14 protein-coding genes are annotated in these 15644 nt (G+C 61.3%); 5 read left to right on the top strand and 9 right to left on the bottom strand.

Going from position 1 to position 15644, the window contains the following annotated elements:
- Positions 1-233: 233 nt before the first annotated feature.
- The 3 genes from ACT54B_RS07595 (at position 234) to ACT54B_RS07585 (ending at position 4932) form a co-directional block, all read left to right on the top strand.
- Positions 234-1406, top strand: a complete 1173-nt coding sequence (locus ACT54B_RS07595) for a DNA recombination protein RmuC (RefSeq protein WP_476044043.1) — start codon at positions 234-236, stop codon at positions 1404-1406.
- Positions 1407-1454: 48 nt separating this feature from the next.
- Positions 1455-2354: a ribokinase gene (locus tag ACT54B_RS07590; RefSeq protein ID WP_476044041.1), complete on the top strand. Its 900-nt coding sequence runs from the start codon at positions 1455-1457 to the stop codon at positions 2352-2354.
- A 223-nt stretch (positions 2355-2577) separates the two neighbouring features.
- The gene (locus ACT54B_RS07585) at positions 2578-4932 is read left to right on the top strand and encodes a methyl-accepting chemotaxis protein (RefSeq protein ID WP_476044039.1); all 2355 of its coding nucleotides are present in this window, start codon (positions 2578-2580) and stop codon (positions 4930-4932) included.
- Between the two features lie 71 nt (positions 4933-5003).
- Here the strand turns inward: ACT54B_RS07585 and ACT54B_RS07580 are convergent, their stop codons facing one another.
- Positions 5004-5948: a nucleoside hydrolase gene (locus ACT54B_RS07580; RefSeq protein WP_476044038.1), complete on the bottom strand. Its 945-nt coding sequence runs from the start codon at positions 5946-5948 to the stop codon at positions 5004-5006.
- Positions 5949-6173: 225 nt separating this feature from the next.
- Between ACT54B_RS07580 and ACT54B_RS07575 the strand changes: the two genes are divergently transcribed.
- Positions 6174-6605: an Hsp20 family protein gene (locus ACT54B_RS07575; protein ID WP_476044036.1), complete on the top strand. Its 432-nt coding sequence runs from the start codon at positions 6174-6176 to the stop codon at positions 6603-6605.
- 45 nt (positions 6606-6650) lie between these two features.
- Positions 6651-6905 (top strand): BQ00720 family protein, encoded by a 255-nt coding sequence (locus ACT54B_RS07570; protein WP_476044035.1) that lies wholly within the window; start codon positions 6651-6653, stop codon positions 6903-6905.
- A gap of 31 nt (positions 6906-6936) precedes the next feature.
- Here the strand turns inward: ACT54B_RS07570 and trmB are convergent, their stop codons facing one another.
- The 8 genes from trmB to miaB form a co-directional block, all read right to left on the bottom strand.
- Positions 6937-7638, bottom strand: coding sequence for a tRNA (guanosine(46)-N7)-methyltransferase TrmB (gene trmB / locus ACT54B_RS07565; protein WP_476044033.1), 702 nt, complete (start codon positions 7636-7638; stop codon positions 6937-6939).
- Between the two features lie 10 nt (positions 7639-7648).
- Positions 7649-8893, bottom strand: coding sequence for a methionine adenosyltransferase (metK, locus tag ACT54B_RS07560; RefSeq protein ID WP_476044031.1), 1245 nt, complete (start codon positions 8891-8893; stop codon positions 7649-7651).
- 179 nt (positions 8894-9072) lie between these two features.
- Positions 9073-9492, bottom strand: a complete 420-nt coding sequence (locus ACT54B_RS07555) for a helix-turn-helix domain-containing protein (RefSeq protein ID WP_476044030.1) — start codon at positions 9490-9492, stop codon at positions 9073-9075.
- 144 nt (positions 9493-9636) lie between these two features.
- The gene (lnt, locus tag ACT54B_RS07550; protein WP_476044029.1) at positions 9637-11229 is read right to left on the bottom strand and encodes an apolipoprotein N-acyltransferase; all 1593 of its coding nucleotides are present in this window, start codon (positions 11227-11229) and stop codon (positions 9637-9639) included.
- Positions 11230-11355: 126 nt separating this feature from the next.
- Positions 11356-12498, bottom strand: a complete 1143-nt coding sequence (locus ACT54B_RS07545) for a hemolysin family protein (RefSeq protein WP_476044027.1) — start codon at positions 12496-12498, stop codon at positions 11356-11358.
- Between the two features lie 12 nt (positions 12499-12510).
- The gene (gene ybeY, locus ACT54B_RS07540; protein ID WP_476044026.1) at positions 12511-13035 is read right to left on the bottom strand and encodes an rRNA maturation RNase YbeY; all 525 of its coding nucleotides are present in this window, start codon (positions 13033-13035) and stop codon (positions 12511-12513) included.
- A gap of 2 nt (positions 13036-13037) precedes the next feature.
- Positions 13038-14093 (bottom strand): PhoH family protein, encoded by a 1056-nt coding sequence (locus ACT54B_RS07535; RefSeq protein ID WP_476044025.1) that lies wholly within the window; start codon positions 14091-14093, stop codon positions 13038-13040.
- A 117-nt stretch (positions 14094-14210) separates the two neighbouring features.
- Complete coding sequence (miaB, locus tag ACT54B_RS07530; RefSeq protein WP_476044024.1) at positions 14211-15596, bottom strand: tRNA (N6-isopentenyl adenosine(37)-C2)-methylthiotransferase MiaB; 1386 nt, start codon at positions 15594-15596, stop codon at positions 14211-14213.
- Positions 15597-15644: the final 48 nt, after the last annotated feature.

The raw sequence follows: 15644 nt of genomic DNA, 5'->3' as shown, positions 1-15644 counted from the left end.
CCCTGAGACTCCGCGAGTATTCATCGCGATTTTAGTCTATATTAAATTTGATAAATATCTTTTCAGGTAAAAATTATATTAAACTACTAATGTAAGTTTTTACCTTAGAAGTCACTAAGCGCTAACATACCAATTCAACACAACTGATTTTCTTTTCCAAAGCTTGCCTTGATTTCCAGCTATGTTCATGTTTTGATCCTTTAATGGAGCAAAACGGAGCCATTGAGGGCCAGATGTTTGGAAATTTTTTCAGCCAGGTTTCTTCGCAGGAATCGATGGTTCTGGTTGGTTTTCTTGTGATTGCATCCGTATTGGTTGTATTTTTGACCCTCCGTCGCAAGGTCACCGGGGATCAATCCCGCCTGGCAATGGCCGAACTGATGCAGGCCCAGGCAGAGATGCATGGCCGCATTCAGGCCATGACAGAGATGATGGACCGCCGGCAGCAGGAGTTCGGCAGCCTGCTCGGCGAGCGGATCGACGGCATGACAGGCCGGATCGGCCATACGTTGCAGGCCCAGACCGAGGCGACCCATGCCAATCTCCGGCGGCTGGCCGAAAGGCTCGCCGTGATCGACGCCGCGCAAGCCAATATTCAAACCCTGGCCCGTGACATGGCGGGCCTTCAGGCCATCCTCTCCAACAAGCAGACCCGAGGCGCTTTCGGACAGGGACGGATGGAAGCGATCATCGCCGATGGCCTGCCCTTCGGCGGTTACAGTTTTCAGGCGACGCTCTCCAACGGCAATCGTCCGGATTGCCTGATCGGCATGCCGAACGGCGCGCCGGGCCTTGTCGTCGATGCCAAGTTTCCCCTCGAAAGCTGGAACCTGTTCCGCGATGCGCAGGAACCGGACAGGCGGCAGGCCGCCGCACAATTGTTTCGGCGGGATATGGATCTGCATATCCGGGCGATCGCCGAGAAATATCTCATCCCGGGTGAAACGCAGGAGACCGCGTTTCTCTTCGTGCCTTCCGAATCGATCTTTGCGGATCTCCACGAACGCTTCGAGCCCGTTATCCAGCGGGCGCAGAAGCTGCGCATCATGATCGTCTCGCCGTCCTTGCTGATGTTGTCGGTGCAACTGCTGCAGGCGCTTCTCAAGGATCAGCGCATGCGGGAACAGGCGCATCTCATCCAGGCCGAAGTGGCGACCCTGCTGCAGGACCTGGCACGGCTGGACGAGCGGGTCTCCAAGCTGCAAACCCATTTCGGCCAGAGCCAGAGGGACGTGGAAGCGATCGGCGTGTCGACCGCCAAGATCCTGCGCCGGGGAGAGCGGATCTCCGCCCTCGATCTTGCCGCGCCGGCCGAGGAGCCGAAAGCCGGGGAAAAGGATCCCGTGATCCCGTTTGCGGAAAGCCCAACGGGCAAATTGCGCCTCAGAGTGGTTGACGAGGACTGAAGTGGTCGGGCACTGTTCGGATCCAGAAACCCGATCCGGAATAGCATCATGATCACTGTCCTCGGCTCCATCAACATGGACCTTGTCGCCACCACGATACGCCTGCCGAAGCCGGGCGAAACCGTTTCGGGAACCAGCTTTTCCACCGCTGCCGGCGGCAAGGGCGCCAACCAGGCGCTCGCCGCACAGCGTGCCGGTGCGAAGGTGAAAATGGTCGGCGCGGTCGGGGACGATCCTTTCGCGGCGCAGGCAACGGCCATGATGCATGTGGCGTCAGTCGATATGCAGGCCGTCAAGACCTCCCCCCATCCCACCGGCACGGCCCTGATCCTCGTCGGCGGCGATGGGGAAAACATGATTGCCGTCGTGCCCGGTGCGAATGCAGCCGTATCCGCAGACGATGCGCGCGCTGCCATATCCGGCATGAAACGGGGCGACTACCTGCTCGTGCAGCTGGAAGTGCCCGCAGAGGCGGTGGAAGCCGCCCTGGAAGCCGCCCACGGCAAGGGCGTGACCACCGTGATCAATATTGCGCCCCTGACTGACCGGGCCGCAGACCTGGGCCGCAAGGCCAGCATCGTGATTGCGAATGAAACCGAATTCGAACGTCTGGCAGGTCAGGACCGTCTGACGGCGGATGATCGCATCGCGGCGCTCAAGCGCCTGCATGCGGAAAACGGCCAGACAATCATCGTGACGCTTGGCGCAGAGGGCGTTGTCGCCATCCGGGACGGCAAGCTGTTCCGGGCCGAAGGGCTGAAAATCGAGCCGGTCGATACGGTCGGCGCGGGAGACACGTTCTGCGGCTATTTTGCCGCCTCTCTGGAAAGCGGCATGCCGTTCGAAAAGGCCCTGCGCCGCGCCGCCGTCGCCGGCTCGCTGGCGTGCCTCAAGGCGGGGGCCCAGCCGTCCATTCCCATGGCGGATGAGGTGGACAGGGAAGTCTAGATCCGGCTCCATCCAGGCCGTGACTGCAGTTAAAGCATCAAATTGCAGTCTTCCCTGATATGTAAGCAGTACTCACTGGTTTTAGTTTTAATTAATAATGGATCGATAGCCTTTGCGTTGATTGACGCGATGGATGCGGCCGCTGCCGCATGCGTTTGACGCTCCATGAAAGAGCATCCCGCTTCGGGTCCGTGGAGGACGGGCCCCAATTGGCCGAGGCATTATGCTCAATTCCCGTTTCAAGACCATTGCCGTGAAGCTGATCGCCGTGAGCGGCGTCGCGATCACAGCCGTGTTGTTCACCACCAATGCCATTCTGATTTCGGAGACACGAAGCCGCGTCGAGAAGCTGACGCTCGATCAGGCGCAGGCGGAGGCGAGTTCCATTGCCAACTCGATCTCCGCGGATATCGCGCATCTCGCCGGTGCGGCCCGCTCCATGTCCGGCGTCATCGGCCGATCGACCCAGGGCAAGTATCTCGACCGCAAGGGCGTCATCGACATCCTGAAAGCCAATGTGGAACAGTATGACTTCGCCTTTGGCAGCTGGATGCAGGAGGAGCCGAAGGCCATCGATGGCGAACAGGACAGCGTCAAGGACAAGCTGGAACTGGGCGGCAACAAGAACGGTGTCTTCACGCCTTACTGGACGAAGGACCGCAATGGCGGCATCAAGCTTTCCACCTTCAGCGAAAGCTACAAGGATGCCTGGTACGCGGTGGCGGCGCAGACCCGCAAGGGGAGCGTTACGGATCCCTACACCACAGAGGAAGTCAAGGCGGTCATCACCTCCATCGCCTATCCGGTCGAAGCCGAAGGAAAACTGATCGGGGTGGCCGGCGTCGACATCACCCTTGCTTCGATCGGCCAGCGCCTCTCGCAGCTTCATCCGCTGGAAAGCGGTCGGGTGCTGCTTCTGTCGCAGACCGGCAAATGGCTGGTGGCTCCGACCGAGAAGCTGCTGATCAAGCCTTTCGAAGGCGAGGGAAAAGCGGAGATCGACGATGCGCTGAAATCGGGAACGGCCCGGATCCTGGACCAGCAGGTCGACAATGAGGGGCGCGATATCTACCGCGTCGTCTATCCCTTCCAGCTTCCCGATCTCAATGCCCGTTGGGTGGTGCTCGTGGATGTGCCCGCATCTGCCATCTCTGCCGCCGTGAATTCGCAGACCTGGCTGATGGCTGTGGGCGGGCTGGTGATGCTGCTGGCCGTGATGGCCGCCCTCTATTTCGCGGTGCGCGTTTTCGTCAAGAAGCCTCTGGATGCCCTGGTGGCCGATGTGCGCTCGCTGTCCGCCAACCAGTATGACCGGCCGGTCTCCGGCCAGGACCGGATCGACGAGATCGGTGCCGTGGCCACCGCCCTGGAAAGCTTCCGGCACACGCTCTCGGATGCCCAGCATCTGGAAAACGAGAACCGCAACCAGCGCGCGGCCGCCGAGCACGAGCGTTCCCGCAACGACCAGGAAAGAAGCGAGGCGGACAACCTGCAGCGCCACGTGGTGCAATCGCTCGGAAAGGCGCTCGCCGAACTGTCCCGAGGCAATCTGGCCTACCGGATCGAGGACAGCTTCCCCGGCAATTACGCGGCCCTGAAACAGGATTTCAACAGCGCGCTGCAAAGCCTGGAAGACACGATCATCGCGCTGAATTCCACCGTGCACAACATCAACAGCGGCACGTCCGAAATCAGCCGGAGCGCCAACGACCTCTCGCATCGCACCGAGCAGCAGGCGGCCAGCCTGGAGGAAACGGCCGCAGCGCTGAACGAAATCACCGAACAGGTGAATTCAAGCGCCGATAATGCCCGGATTGCCGCCACCACGGTCAATACGGCCTGCGCGGATGCCGAGCGTTCCGGTGAAATCGTGCAGAAGGCGATCGATTCCATGCGGGGAATCGAGGAATCGTCCATTCAGGTGTCGCGCATCATCGGCGTGATCGATGAAATCGCGTTCCAGACCAATCTTCTGGCGCTCAATGCCGGCGTGGAAGCCGCACGCGCCGGCGAAGCCGGCAAGGGCTTTGCCGTCGTCGCCCAGGAAGTGCGCGAACTGGCCCAGCGGTCGGCCAATGCCGCCAAGGAAATCAAGGGCCTGATCAACGCTTCCGGAATTCAGGTCAAGGAAGGGGTGGATCTGGTCGCGCAGGCGGGAACGGCGCTCGGCCGAATTTCCCAGCAAGTCATGCAGATCAACAGCCTCATCCTGCAGATGTCGTCTTCGGCCAGCGAGCAGGCCGTGGGCCTCAAGGAGATCAACGGCGCCGTCAACCAGATGGACCAGGTCACCCAGCAGAACGCGGCGATGGTGGAGGAAACGACGGCAGCCAGCCACGTGCTGAACGACGAGGCCGACATGCTGAAGCAGGTCGTCAGCCGCTTTACCACATCGGGCAGCCGGTATGTGGCCGCCACGCCCGCCAAGGCCTCCTCGCGGCCGGCCCCGCCGGCTGCGAACCCGCCGAAGGCATCGGCGCCCGCCCTGCGCCCCGCGCGTCCTGCTGCGCCCGCTCCGCAGCCACGGACCGCAGGCGCCACGGCTCTGGCCGTCAATGCGGATTGGGAAGAGTTCTGACCGGAGAGGTGCATCGTTCCGGTCATGAGAAAGGCCCGCCGGTCAGGCGGGCTTTTTGCTTGTGCTGCGCTTCAGATGCGGGCGAAACGCTCGACGAGAAGGTCGAAGAAACCGTCCGCATCCACCGAACGCATGACCTGGACATTCCGCTTGCGGTCGGTCACGTGCCACCAGTCGACCACCGTCATTCCCGCCGTCAGCTCGGATTCCGTTTCGATCTCGACGTTGCAGAAGCGGCCGCCGAAAAGCTCGGGCTTCAGCAGGTAGGCAATGACGGTCGGATCGTGTAGCGGACCGCCATCCGAACCGTATTTCTCCACGTCGAAGCGTTCGAAGAACTCCAGCATTTCCACCATGGCTATGGCCGGACGCGTGCCCAGTTCCCGCATGCGGTTGACGCGATCCTTCCGGGTCAGGAGCTGATGGGTGACATCGAGCGGCATCATGACCATGGGGATGCCGGCGCCGAAGACGATCTTGGCGGCTTCCGGATCCACATAGATGTTGAATTCCGCAGCGGGGGTAATGTTGCCGCCCTCGAAGAAGCCGCCGCCCATCATGACCAGTTCGCGGATGCGGGGGGCGATATCGGGTGCCCGGGTCAGCGCCGTCGCGATATTGGTCAAGGGACCGAGGGTGCAAAGCGTCACCGTGCCGGCGGGCTCGGTCCGCAGGGTTTCGATGATGAAATCGACGGCGTGCTGGGGCTGAAGCGACAGGGTCGGCTCCTCGAGCGCCGGCCCATCGAGCCCGGTCTTGCCATGCACATGTTCCGCCGTGACCAGAGCGCGCTTGAGAGGCTTGTCCGCGCCGGCAAAAACCTTCACCGAGGGGCGATTGCACAGCTCGCAAAGGATCAAGGCGTTGCGGGAGGTGTAGCTCAGCGGCACATTGCCGGCGACCGTGGTAATACCCAGCAGATCGATCTCTTCCGGACTGCCGAAGGCCAGGAAGATGGCGGCGGCGTCATCCTGACCCGGATCCGTATCGATGATGATCTTTCTTTTTTCGCTCATGCCTGCCCCCGAAGCGACGTTGCCCGTAAATCTGCCGTGGCACCTGACAATTGCTTATCGCCAAAGTCAAGTTCGGCTTTTTACCGGGTGGTAAAAAGCCGTTGATGAGCCCGCCGGCGGCCTGACGGAAGAACTTGCAACCGATGTTTCCGGATACCATATTCAGAGGCACCGGATGCCCCGAGGGGTCCGGATCGGTCGCTTGAATGCAAGGACTTGGAGACGATGAGCCGCATGCCCCCCTTCGCAAGCCCGCTGCTGCTGGGTTTTGATGCCATGGAAAAGACGCTGGAGCGGATTGCCAAGGCGAGCGACGGTTATCCCCCCTATAATATCGAAAGAATGTCGGGCGATCCGGCTCGCGCCATTCCCGAGAGACTGCGGATCACGCTGGCGGTCGCGGGCTTTTCCGAGGACGAGCTGGAGGTGACCACCGAAGAGAACCAGTTGCTGATCCGCGGGCGGCAAATGGACCAGGGCGAGCGGGATTATCTCTACCGCGGCATTGCGGCGCGTCAGTTCCAGCGCAGCTTCGTTCTGGCCGATGGCATGCAGGTTCTGGGGGCAAGCCTGAAAAATGGATTGCTTTCCATCGATCTCATTCGTCCAGAACCGGAGCGCATGGTGCGGAAAATTAACATTTCGGTTTCAAACTGAAGCAACGGCGAGTACCGCCGTAACCCTTATTCTGGAGGGACCGGAATGATGAAAGACGTTCATGCACAGCTGACACAGTCGGAACTTGCCCACCTGGGCGCGGGCGAGGTCGGCTATATCAGGAAGATGCGTTCTGAAGAAGTATCCCGATGCTTTCCGGAAGCACCGGAAATCGATCCGTCGCTGGATCTGTGGGCGCTGTTCGGCGCCGACGGGACGCCCATCCTCTTGACGGATAACCGTTCCAGCACCTTCTTCAAGGCAGCCGAAGACGACCTGAAGACGGTGAGCCTGCACTGACGGACAAAGACCGGAATGATCTCCAGCGCGGTCAGACGCGCCGGAACGTGAGATAGGCGGAGGAACGCCCTTCCCGCCTCGCCTTGGCCTCGTATCGCGTACCCGGCCAGGTGTCGAATGGACGAAGCCAGTCGCCCGAGTTGCGGGCCTGCCATTCGAAGCCGCCATGATCGCGGCAATGCAGCAAAGTCCAGTTCACATAGGTATCGATGTCGGATGCGAAGCAGAACAATCCGCCCGGCTTCAGAACCCGGTGGAAGCGATCCAGATTGACCCTGGACACGAAGCGCCGCTTCCAGTGCTTCTTCTTGGGCCAGGGGTCCGGATAGAGAAGATCGATCTGATCGATGGACGATGCCGGCAGCCAGTCCAGCAGCTGGGTGGCGTCGTCGTCATAGAGCCTGATGTTCGTCAGGCCCCGCTCGTCGACCTTGGACAGCATTTTGGCCATCGAATTGACGAAGGGCTCCACGCCGATGAAGCCCGTCTGAGGCTGTTCGGCCGCGCGGTGCGCCAGATGCTCGCCGCCGCCAAAACCGATTTCCAGCCGGATTTTTTCGACCGGAACGGCAAACAGCGCCGACAGGTCTGCCGGCGCTTCCGAATGAAGGTCGATCTTCAGCACGGGCAATGCCGAGGCGATCGCCTCGGCTTGCGTATCGCGCAGCGGCTTGCCCTTGCGGCGACCGAAAAAGGCTTCGGTCGCGCGGCTACGGCGTTCGCTCTCCGTCATATTCAAGCCTTTACGCTGCGGCCTTGACCGCATCCTTGAGAGCCTTGACCAGATCCACCTTCTCCCAGGAGAAGGAGCCGTCGCGGCCGGCCTTGCGGCCGAAATGACCATAAGCGGCCGTCTTCGCGTAAATCGGCTTGTTGAGATCGAGGTGGCGGCGGATGCCCGACGGGGACAGGTCCATGACCTTACGGATTGCCGCCTCGATCTGGTCTTCGGAAACCTTGCCCGTTCCATGCAGGTCCACATAGACCGAAAGGGGCTGCGCAACGCCGATGGCGTAGGACAGCTGGATGGTGCAACGGTCTGCAAGACCCGCGGCGACCACGTTCTTCGCCAGATAGCGGGCCGCGTAGGCGGCGGAGCGGTCCACCTTGGTGGTGTCCTTGCCGGAGAAGGCGCCGCCGCCATGGGGGGCGGCACCGCCATAGGTATCGACGATGATCTTGCGGCCGGTCAGGCCCGCATCACCGTCCGGACCGCCGATGACGAACTTGCCGGTGGGGTTGATGTACCACTTGCAATCGTCAGCGATTTTCAGATCGCCCAGCGCCTCGCGGATATAGGGCTCGACGACGGAGCGCACCTTGGCGGAGTCCCAGCTCTCGTCGAGGTGCTGGGTGGAGAGAACGATGGAGACCGCATCGCTCGGCTTGCCGTCGACATAGCGCACGGTTACCTGGCTCTTGGCATCGGGGCCGAGCTTGCCGGCATCGCCCTCGCCCTTCTTGCGGGCGGCGGCGAGCAACTGCAGGATGCGGTGCGAATAATAGAGCGGTGCCGGCATCAGATCAGGCGTTTCGCGGCAGGCGTAACCGAACATGATGCCCTGGTCGCCGGCCCCTTCATCGCCCTGCCGGTCAGCGGCATTGTCGACGCCCTGGGCGATATCGGCCGACTGCGAATGCAGCAGCACGTCGATCTTTGCGGTCTTCCAGTGGAAGCCGTCCTGCTCGTAACCGATGTCGCGGATGGCCCGGCGGGCCGCTGCCTTGAACTTGGACGGGTTGATGACGTCCTTGCCATCCTTGTCCTTTTTCAGAAGGCTCGGCGGCAGGCGGACCTCGCCGGCGATGACGACACGGTTGGTGGTCGCAAGGGTTTCGCAGGCAATGCGCACGCTCCAGGGATCGACACCCGTCTTGGCGGCTTCACGATATACGAGATCGACGATTTCATCCGAAATCCGGTCGCAGACCTTGTCAGGATGACCTTCAGCCACGGATTCACTGGTGAACAGATAATTGCTGCGCATGCGGGATTCCCCTCAAAGAAATGGACGGTAACTCTAGTAGCCGGAAGAGCCGGCGCTGACAAGGACAGAAGGATATAGAGATATCTTTATGTGAACCTTACCGTTTGATCTCTTTATGGGCCGGAAAATAAAAAAGGCGGCTCGAACGGCCGCCTTTTCCGGGAAAATTCATCCGCAGATCATTCCATGTCCGCTTCGGCGGCCAAAGCCTTCACCAGATCGACCAGACGCCGGCGAACCTTGGGATCGTTGATCTTCACAAACGCACGGTTGAGTTGCAGGCCTTCCGAAGAAGACAGGAAATCCACCACGTAGTTGGAACTGGAGGACTCGCTCATGCCAGAAAGGGCAGACTGGGCTTCTCCGGGGGCGTCTTCGAAAAAGAAAGAAACCGGTACATTCAAAATATTGGAGATGTTCTGAAGACGGCTTGCACCGACACGGTTGGTGCCTTTTTCATATTTCTGAATCTGCTGGAACGTAATACCGAGGCTTTCACCCAGTTTTTCCTGGCTCATGCCCAGCATTGTCCGGCGCAACCGGATCCGGCTACCGACATGAATGTCGATCGGATTCGGTTTCTTCTTGTTCTCAATCATCTTGCGGTCCTAATAATCGGTTCAACTTTTCCCCAGTGGGTACCGCCAACGACCCTACCGCCGTGTTGAAACAACGCGGCGTCATTTTCTTAGTCCCGGTCATCGCCCCCATGCGCAACACTATGCAATTTTGGGGGTTTTAGGTCAATTCGTTCTGCTTTTAAAACTAACGCGTGAGAAAGCAGCCCATAAAATCAGCAAAAATACAATCAACCAAAAGTGCAGGTTTCTATCGGCTTGCGACCAGTTTTTCTTCACCGAACTACCCAAGGTCGTTTGAACCGCACCTTTTGCATTCAGATCAAGACCAGAAATAATTTCTCCGCGATTGTTCATAATTGCGGATATGCCGTTATTCGCATCCCGAATCATGGGAAGCCCGGTCTCGACGGCACGAATGCGGGCTTGCAGGAAGTGCTGGTAAGGCCCGGGAGAATTGCCGAACCAGGCATCGTTGGTCAGGTTGATCAGCGCCGTGGCCTCGGAGACGGAGGGCCCGATTTCATCCGGAAAGATCGCCTCGTAGCAGATCAGCGGATAAAGCTTGATCCCTCCCGGCAGGGTCAGGAGACGGGTCACCGACGCGGCCGTATAGCCGCCCGGCATCTGCGCCACGGCTCTGATCCCCAGGTTGAGGATAAACTCTTCGAAGGGCACATATTCACCGAAGGGCACCAGATGGACCTTGTCCGCCCCGCCGATGATATTGCCCTTTCCATCGATGACGAGCATCGCATTGTAGTAGCGGGCCGCAGATCCGGCCGCCGGCGCTTCCGCACGGACAGCGCCTGCGATCAGGATCTGGTTGTCGTCCAGCACATCGGCAATGCGCGTCAGCGCATCCTGATTGTCCGTCAGGATGAAGGGAATGGACGTCTCGGGCCAGACGATGATCGACGGCTTGTCCTTGACGCCCGGCAAGGGCTCTACCGAGAGCTTCAGATGCTCCTCGAACACCGCCGACTTTTCCCGGTCGTCCATCTTCTTCATCTGGTCGATCACGGGCTGGACGAGGCGCACCGTCGTGCCCTTCGCGGCTTCGGTCTCCGCCATGGCATTGAGGCGGTAGGCCCCATAGCCGAAATGGGCCGCGACAAGGAGAACGGCGACCGCAAGGCCGGGGACAAGACCGCGGCGCGTCCCCAGGAGCGCCGGCACGGAGAAGACGAAGACGGCGCCGGCCGTCACGCCGAAGAGGCCCGCAAAATGCGCGGATTGCATCATCAGGGGGATGGGCATGGCGGCATAGCCGATGGCATTCCACGGAAAGCCTGTCACCACCCAGCCACGCAACCACTCGCCGACCGCCACACAAGCGGCCAGGGCCGCGATCCGCCCGACCCCGTCGGACCAGAAGATTCGGGCCACCATGACCGAAAGGCCGTAATAGAGAGCCAGAAAGGCCGGCAGACCAAGGATGGCGAGCGGAAGGGCCCAGGCGAATTCATACGCCTCCACGAGCAGCGCATTGCCGATCCACCAGAGACTGCCGACAAGATAACCGAAGCCGAACAGCCAGCCGGTGACGAAGGCGGGGCGCAGGCGGCCCACCAGGCCAGCACCCGGCACACCGGCGAGCCCATCGACCAGCCAGACCAGCAGGGTAAAGGAAACAAACATGGCAAAGGGTATGCTGAAAGGGGCCGTCGCAAGCGTTCCGACGGCTCCGGCAAAGATGGCGATCAGGGCGCGTTTCCAGCCCCATTGCAACATCACCCAGCTTGCCAGTCTTTCCACGCAGTCTTCCCCCGCCTGCAGCCGCGAATCAACGGTTGCCAGTGTTTCAAAATCCGGGCGGTTTGTCGTCCCGGCTTCGGCAACAATGTCGAGGCGCGGGGCAGGCTTTCTCCGAGGCGGAAAAGCTCAGGCGGGAACGTCGCCGTCCCGGTTGCCGCCGGCCGGGCCGCTGGCGGGCATGTCGACCATGCCACCCTCGCCCTCGCCCTTGGTTGCGCGCCGGCGAACGGCGCCGCGGCGGCGCGTGATGCGCACCTTCTTGATGCGTCTCGGATCGGCATCGAGCACATGGAACTCGAAGCCCGGCAGCGCCTGCACGACCTCGCCGCGGACCGGAATGCGCCCGAGCGCCGAGAAGATCAGGCCGCCCAGCGTATCGATGTCGTCGAGGCGGTCGGCCACGTCGAAATCGGCGCCGATGGCCTCGGCCAGTTCTTCCAGCTCGACACGGGCATCGGCGACGAAGACGTCGTCGGAGGTCTGGGTGAACATGGCTTCTTCGTCATCATGCTCGTCATCGATATCGCCAACGACCATTTCCACGATGTCCTCGTGGGAGGCGAGCCCGTCCGTGCCGCCATATTCGTCGATGACGAGCGCCATCTGGGTACGGTTCGCCTGCATGCGCTCGAGCAGATCCGACGCGAGCATGGAGGGCGGCACGAAGAGCACCTTGCGCAGGATGCCGGCTTCGCCTATCGTCTTGGCGAGATCGACACGGCCGAGATCCATGGCGGGCTTCGGCTGGGCCTTGGCGTCCGTCTTTTCAGCACCGGCGGCGGCCTTGGCGCTGCTGCCGTTGCGGCGCTTGTTGCGCGCCTGCTTGGTCACATAGGACAGCAGGTCGCGGATATGCACCATGCCGCGCGGATCATCCAGCGTCTCGCTGTAAACAGGCATGCGGGAACGGCCGGATTCCTCGAAGATCACCATCAGCTCGCCAATGGTGGTGTTGATGTCGACGGCCTCGATATCGGCACGCGGCACCATCACATCCTCGACGCGCACCTCGCGGAAGCGGAGAATGTTGTGCAGCATGGCCCGCTCCTCGGGGGAGAAGGCATTGTCGAAACTTTCGCTGGAAAGAAGGGCCTCGGCCAGATCCTGGCGCAGCTTTGAGCCCTGCGCGGGCCGCCAGATGCGGGCCGCGCGCGACCAGAACGAGACGGCGGATTTGGGTGCCGGCTCGCTTCTGGGCGTACTCGAAGGGTCGTCCGTGTTCGCCGATTCCTTGGCCTCATGGGCCGGTGTGGAGTTCAAGTCGTTCATCGTACCAATATGTCAGACCGGGTCCTGCCCGGCATAGGGATCTGATATCCCAAGTTCCGAAAGAATGCGAGTCTCGAGACCTTCCATTTCCTCGGCCTCCTCCGCATCCATGTGATCATAGCCGAAAAGATGCAGAAATCCATGCACGAGGAGATGCGTCAAATGTTCGTCAACCGGCTTGCCGAGATCGGCGGCCTCCCGTTCGATGGTTTCCCGCGCAAGCACGATATCGCCCAGCATGGGTCCGGGCTTGCCGCCGGGCTCCAGCGGAAAGGCGGGAAAGGAGAGCACGTTCGTCGGCTTGTCCTTGTCGCGCCATTCCCGATTGATCTCGCGGATGGCCGCATCGTCGGTAAAGACGAGCGACACTTCGAGAGGTTGGGTGCCGAAGGGCTGCTTTTCCGCTTCGGCCAGATAGAGGGCCGCCCGTTCGAGCACGCGCATCGACAAGGCTTCCAGCACCGCCTCTTCCGGCCAGTCGCCCTCTTCCACGCTCGCCTGGATATCCAGCCGCTGCCTGTCCTTCTTCGGCGCCATGGTCAGCGGTCGGGTTGTTCGCTGTCGTCCACGATGGCCGTATCGGCATCATAGGCGCGGACGATCCGGGCAACGAGGGGATGGCGGACCACGTCCATATCCTTGAACCGCACGATGGAAATGCCCTCGACGCCCGGCAGGATCTGCAGGGCCTCGACCAGACCGGATTTCACGCCGCGCGGCAGATCGACCTGGCTGGGATCGCCGGTGATGATCATGCGCGAATTCTCGCCGAGACGGGTGAGGAACATCTTCATCTGCATGGATGTGGTGTTCTGCGCCTCATCGAGAATGACGGCGGCATTGGCGAGCGTGCGCCCGCGCATGAAGGCGAGCGGGGCGATCTCGATGACGCCGGCCGTGATCGCCCGCTCCACCTTGTCGCCGGGCATCATGTCGTAAAGCGCATCATAGAGCGGGCGGAGATAGGGATCGACCTTCTCCTTCATGTCGCCGGGCAGGAAGCCCAGGCGCTCGCCAGCCTCCACAGCCGGACGGGAAAGAATGATGCGGTCGACCGCACCGCGCTCCAGGAGCTGCGCCGCATGCGCCACCGCCAGATAGGTCTTGCCGGTGCCGGCCGGGCCAACGCCGAAAACCAGCTCGCTGCGCTCCAGCGCCCGCATATAGGCATCCTGGGTGGGCGTGCGGGCGGCAACGGTCTTCTTGCGGGTGGAAATCTGCGCCATGGACAACTTCGCCTTTCGCTCCATCGTCGGCAGGGTCAGCTGATCGTCGGCGGCGACCGCCATGCGGATGGCGCCTTCCACGTCGGAGGCCTCCACCGCGCTGCCCTTCTGCAGGCGCTCATACAGAAAATCGAGCGCGCGCCGGGCCTGGTTCGTGGCCATCAGCTCTCCCGTTATGGAAACGGAATTGCCGCGTGCGGTCGCATCGATCCGGAGATGTTTTTCAAGGAGTTTCAGGTTTTGATCGAACTGACCGAAAAGCTCGCTCGCAAGTCGGTTGTTCTCGAACGTAAGGACGAAGTGATTGACGTCGGTCTCGGAAGTGCGGGACTGGCGCGGTTTGGTAGTAACCAGTTCGTGTCCGTTCAAGCGATCGGGCTCCTGTGCTTGGTCGACTGTCTCCAAGCTAGTCCTTGTCGGGTGATTTGTGAAGGGCGAGAAACCGCCCTCAACAGGCTTCGCGCAACCTTCGTGCCGAAGCTGACCTCAAATCCGCTCGCCGAACAGGCTGTTGGCGCCCGTGCCATGGATGCGGACGCGGATCAGCGAGCCGATTTCCTCGGGCTTTCCCGTCACGTTCACCGACTGGAGCCAGGGCGACCGACCGATCAGCTGGCCTTCCATACGACCGGGCTTTTCCAGCAGGATATCGAACTCCATGCCGATACGGCTCTCGTTGAAAGCCTGCTGCTGCCGCAGGAGCAATGCCTGCAGCCGTTCCAGCCGGGCGCTCTTCATCGCCTCATCCACCTGGTCGCCGAGTTCCGCACCGGGCGTGCCTGGGCGAATCGAATATTTGAAGGAGAAGGCCTGGGCATAGCCGACGGTCTCGATCAGCCGCATCGTGTCTTCGAAATCTTCCTCGGTCTCGCCGGGGAAGCCCACGATGAAATCGCCGGAGAGCGCGATATCGGGACGGGCCGCACGGATGCGCTCGATCAGCGCGATATATTCGCTGGCGGTGTGCCTGCGGTTCATCGCCTTCAGGATCCGGTCCGAACCGGACTGCACGGGCAGGTGCAGATAGGGCATCAGCATCCTGAGGTCGCGATGGGCATGGATGAGCCGGTCGTCCATGTCGCGCGGGTGGCTCGTCGTGTAGCGCAGGCGCTGCAGGCCCGGAATCTCGGCCAGCCGGTAGAGGAGATCGCCGAGCGTCAGTTCGCGGCCGGTTTCGTCCTTGCCGTGCCAGGCATTGACGTTCTGGCCGAGCAGCGTCAGTTCGCGCACGCCCGCGGAGACCAGATTGCGGGCCTCCTCCATGACCTGCGCCAGCGGGCGGGAGACTTCCGAACCGCGCGTATAGGGCACCACGCAGAAGGTGCAGAACTTGTCGCAGCCTTCCTGGACGGTCAGAAAGGCGGTCACGCCACGGCTGATCGTCTTTGCCTTTTCCGCCTGCGGCAGATGGGCGAACTTGTCTTCCAGCGCATATTCGGTATCGACCACCCGCTCGCCGGATTTCGCGCGCTTGAGGGCTTCGGGAAGCCGGTGATAGGTCTGCGGACCGATGACCACATCGACCGCGGGCGCGCGGCGCAGGATTTCCTCGCCTTCCGCCTGGGCGACGCAACCGGTCACACCGATCATCAGCTCCCGGCCTTCGGCGGCACGAAGCTTTTTCATCTCGCGCAGACGGCCGAGCTGGGAATAGACCTTTTCCGCCGCCTTCTCGCGGATGTGACAGGTGTTGATGAGGACGAGATCCGCATCCTGCATCTCGGCGGTGGCCACATAGCCGTCGCGCGAAAGCGCATCTGTCATGCGGTCGCTGTCATAGACATTCATCTGGCAGCCATAGGTCTTGATGAAGACCTTGCGCGCATTGGTCTTGGCAGCCGTTTCGGCATTCTGGGAAGGTTCTGTGCTCATGGGCGCTATTTAGTGGCTTTTCGCGCGGTTGGAAATCGGGAAAATGCC

The organism is Gellertiella sp. DMC107 (assembly GCF_056313605.1).
The sequence above is the reverse complement of the archived record's forward strand: the minus strand, read 5'-3'. Positions and strand labels throughout refer to the sequence as shown.

Coding starts and splice junctions, on each gene's coding strand:
- ACT54B_RS07595 (WP_476044043.1), top strand. CDS start 234: ATGTTTGGAAATTTTTTCAGCCAGGTTTCTTCGCAGGAATCGATGGTT.
- ACT54B_RS07590 (WP_476044041.1), top strand. CDS start 1,455: ATGATCACTGTCCTCGGCTCCATCAACATGGACCTTGTCGCCACCACG.
- ACT54B_RS07585 (WP_476044039.1), top strand. CDS start 2,578: ATGCTCAATTCCCGTTTCAAGACCATTGCCGTGAAGCTGATCGCCGTG.
- ACT54B_RS07580 (WP_476044038.1), bottom strand. CDS start 5,948: ATGAGCGAAAAAAGAAAGATCATCATCGATACGGATCCGGGTCAGGAT.
- ACT54B_RS07575 (WP_476044036.1), top strand. CDS start 6,174: ATGAGCCGCATGCCCCCCTTCGCAAGCCCGCTGCTGCTGGGTTTTGAT.
- ACT54B_RS07570 (WP_476044035.1), top strand. CDS start 6,651: ATGATGAAAGACGTTCATGCACAGCTGACACAGTCGGAACTTGCCCAC.
- trmB (WP_476044033.1), bottom strand. CDS start 7,638: ATGACGGAGAGCGAACGCCGTAGCCGCGCGACCGAAGCCTTTTTCGGT.
- metK (WP_476044031.1), bottom strand. CDS start 8,893: ATGCGCAGCAATTATCTGTTCACCAGTGAATCCGTGGCTGAAGGTCAT.
- ACT54B_RS07555 (WP_476044030.1), bottom strand. CDS start 9,492: ATGATTGAGAACAAGAAGAAACCGAATCCGATCGACATTCATGTCGGT.
- ACT54B_RS07545 (WP_476044027.1), bottom strand. CDS start 12,498: ATGAACGACTTGAACTCCACACCGGCCCATGAGGCCAAGGAATCGGCG.
- ybeY (WP_476044026.1), bottom strand. CDS start 13,035: ATGGCGCCGAAGAAGGACAGGCAGCGGCTGGATATCCAGGCGAGCGTG.
- miaB (WP_476044024.1), bottom strand. CDS start 15,596: ATGAGCACAGAACCTTCCCAGAATGCCGAAACGGCTGCCAAGACCAAT.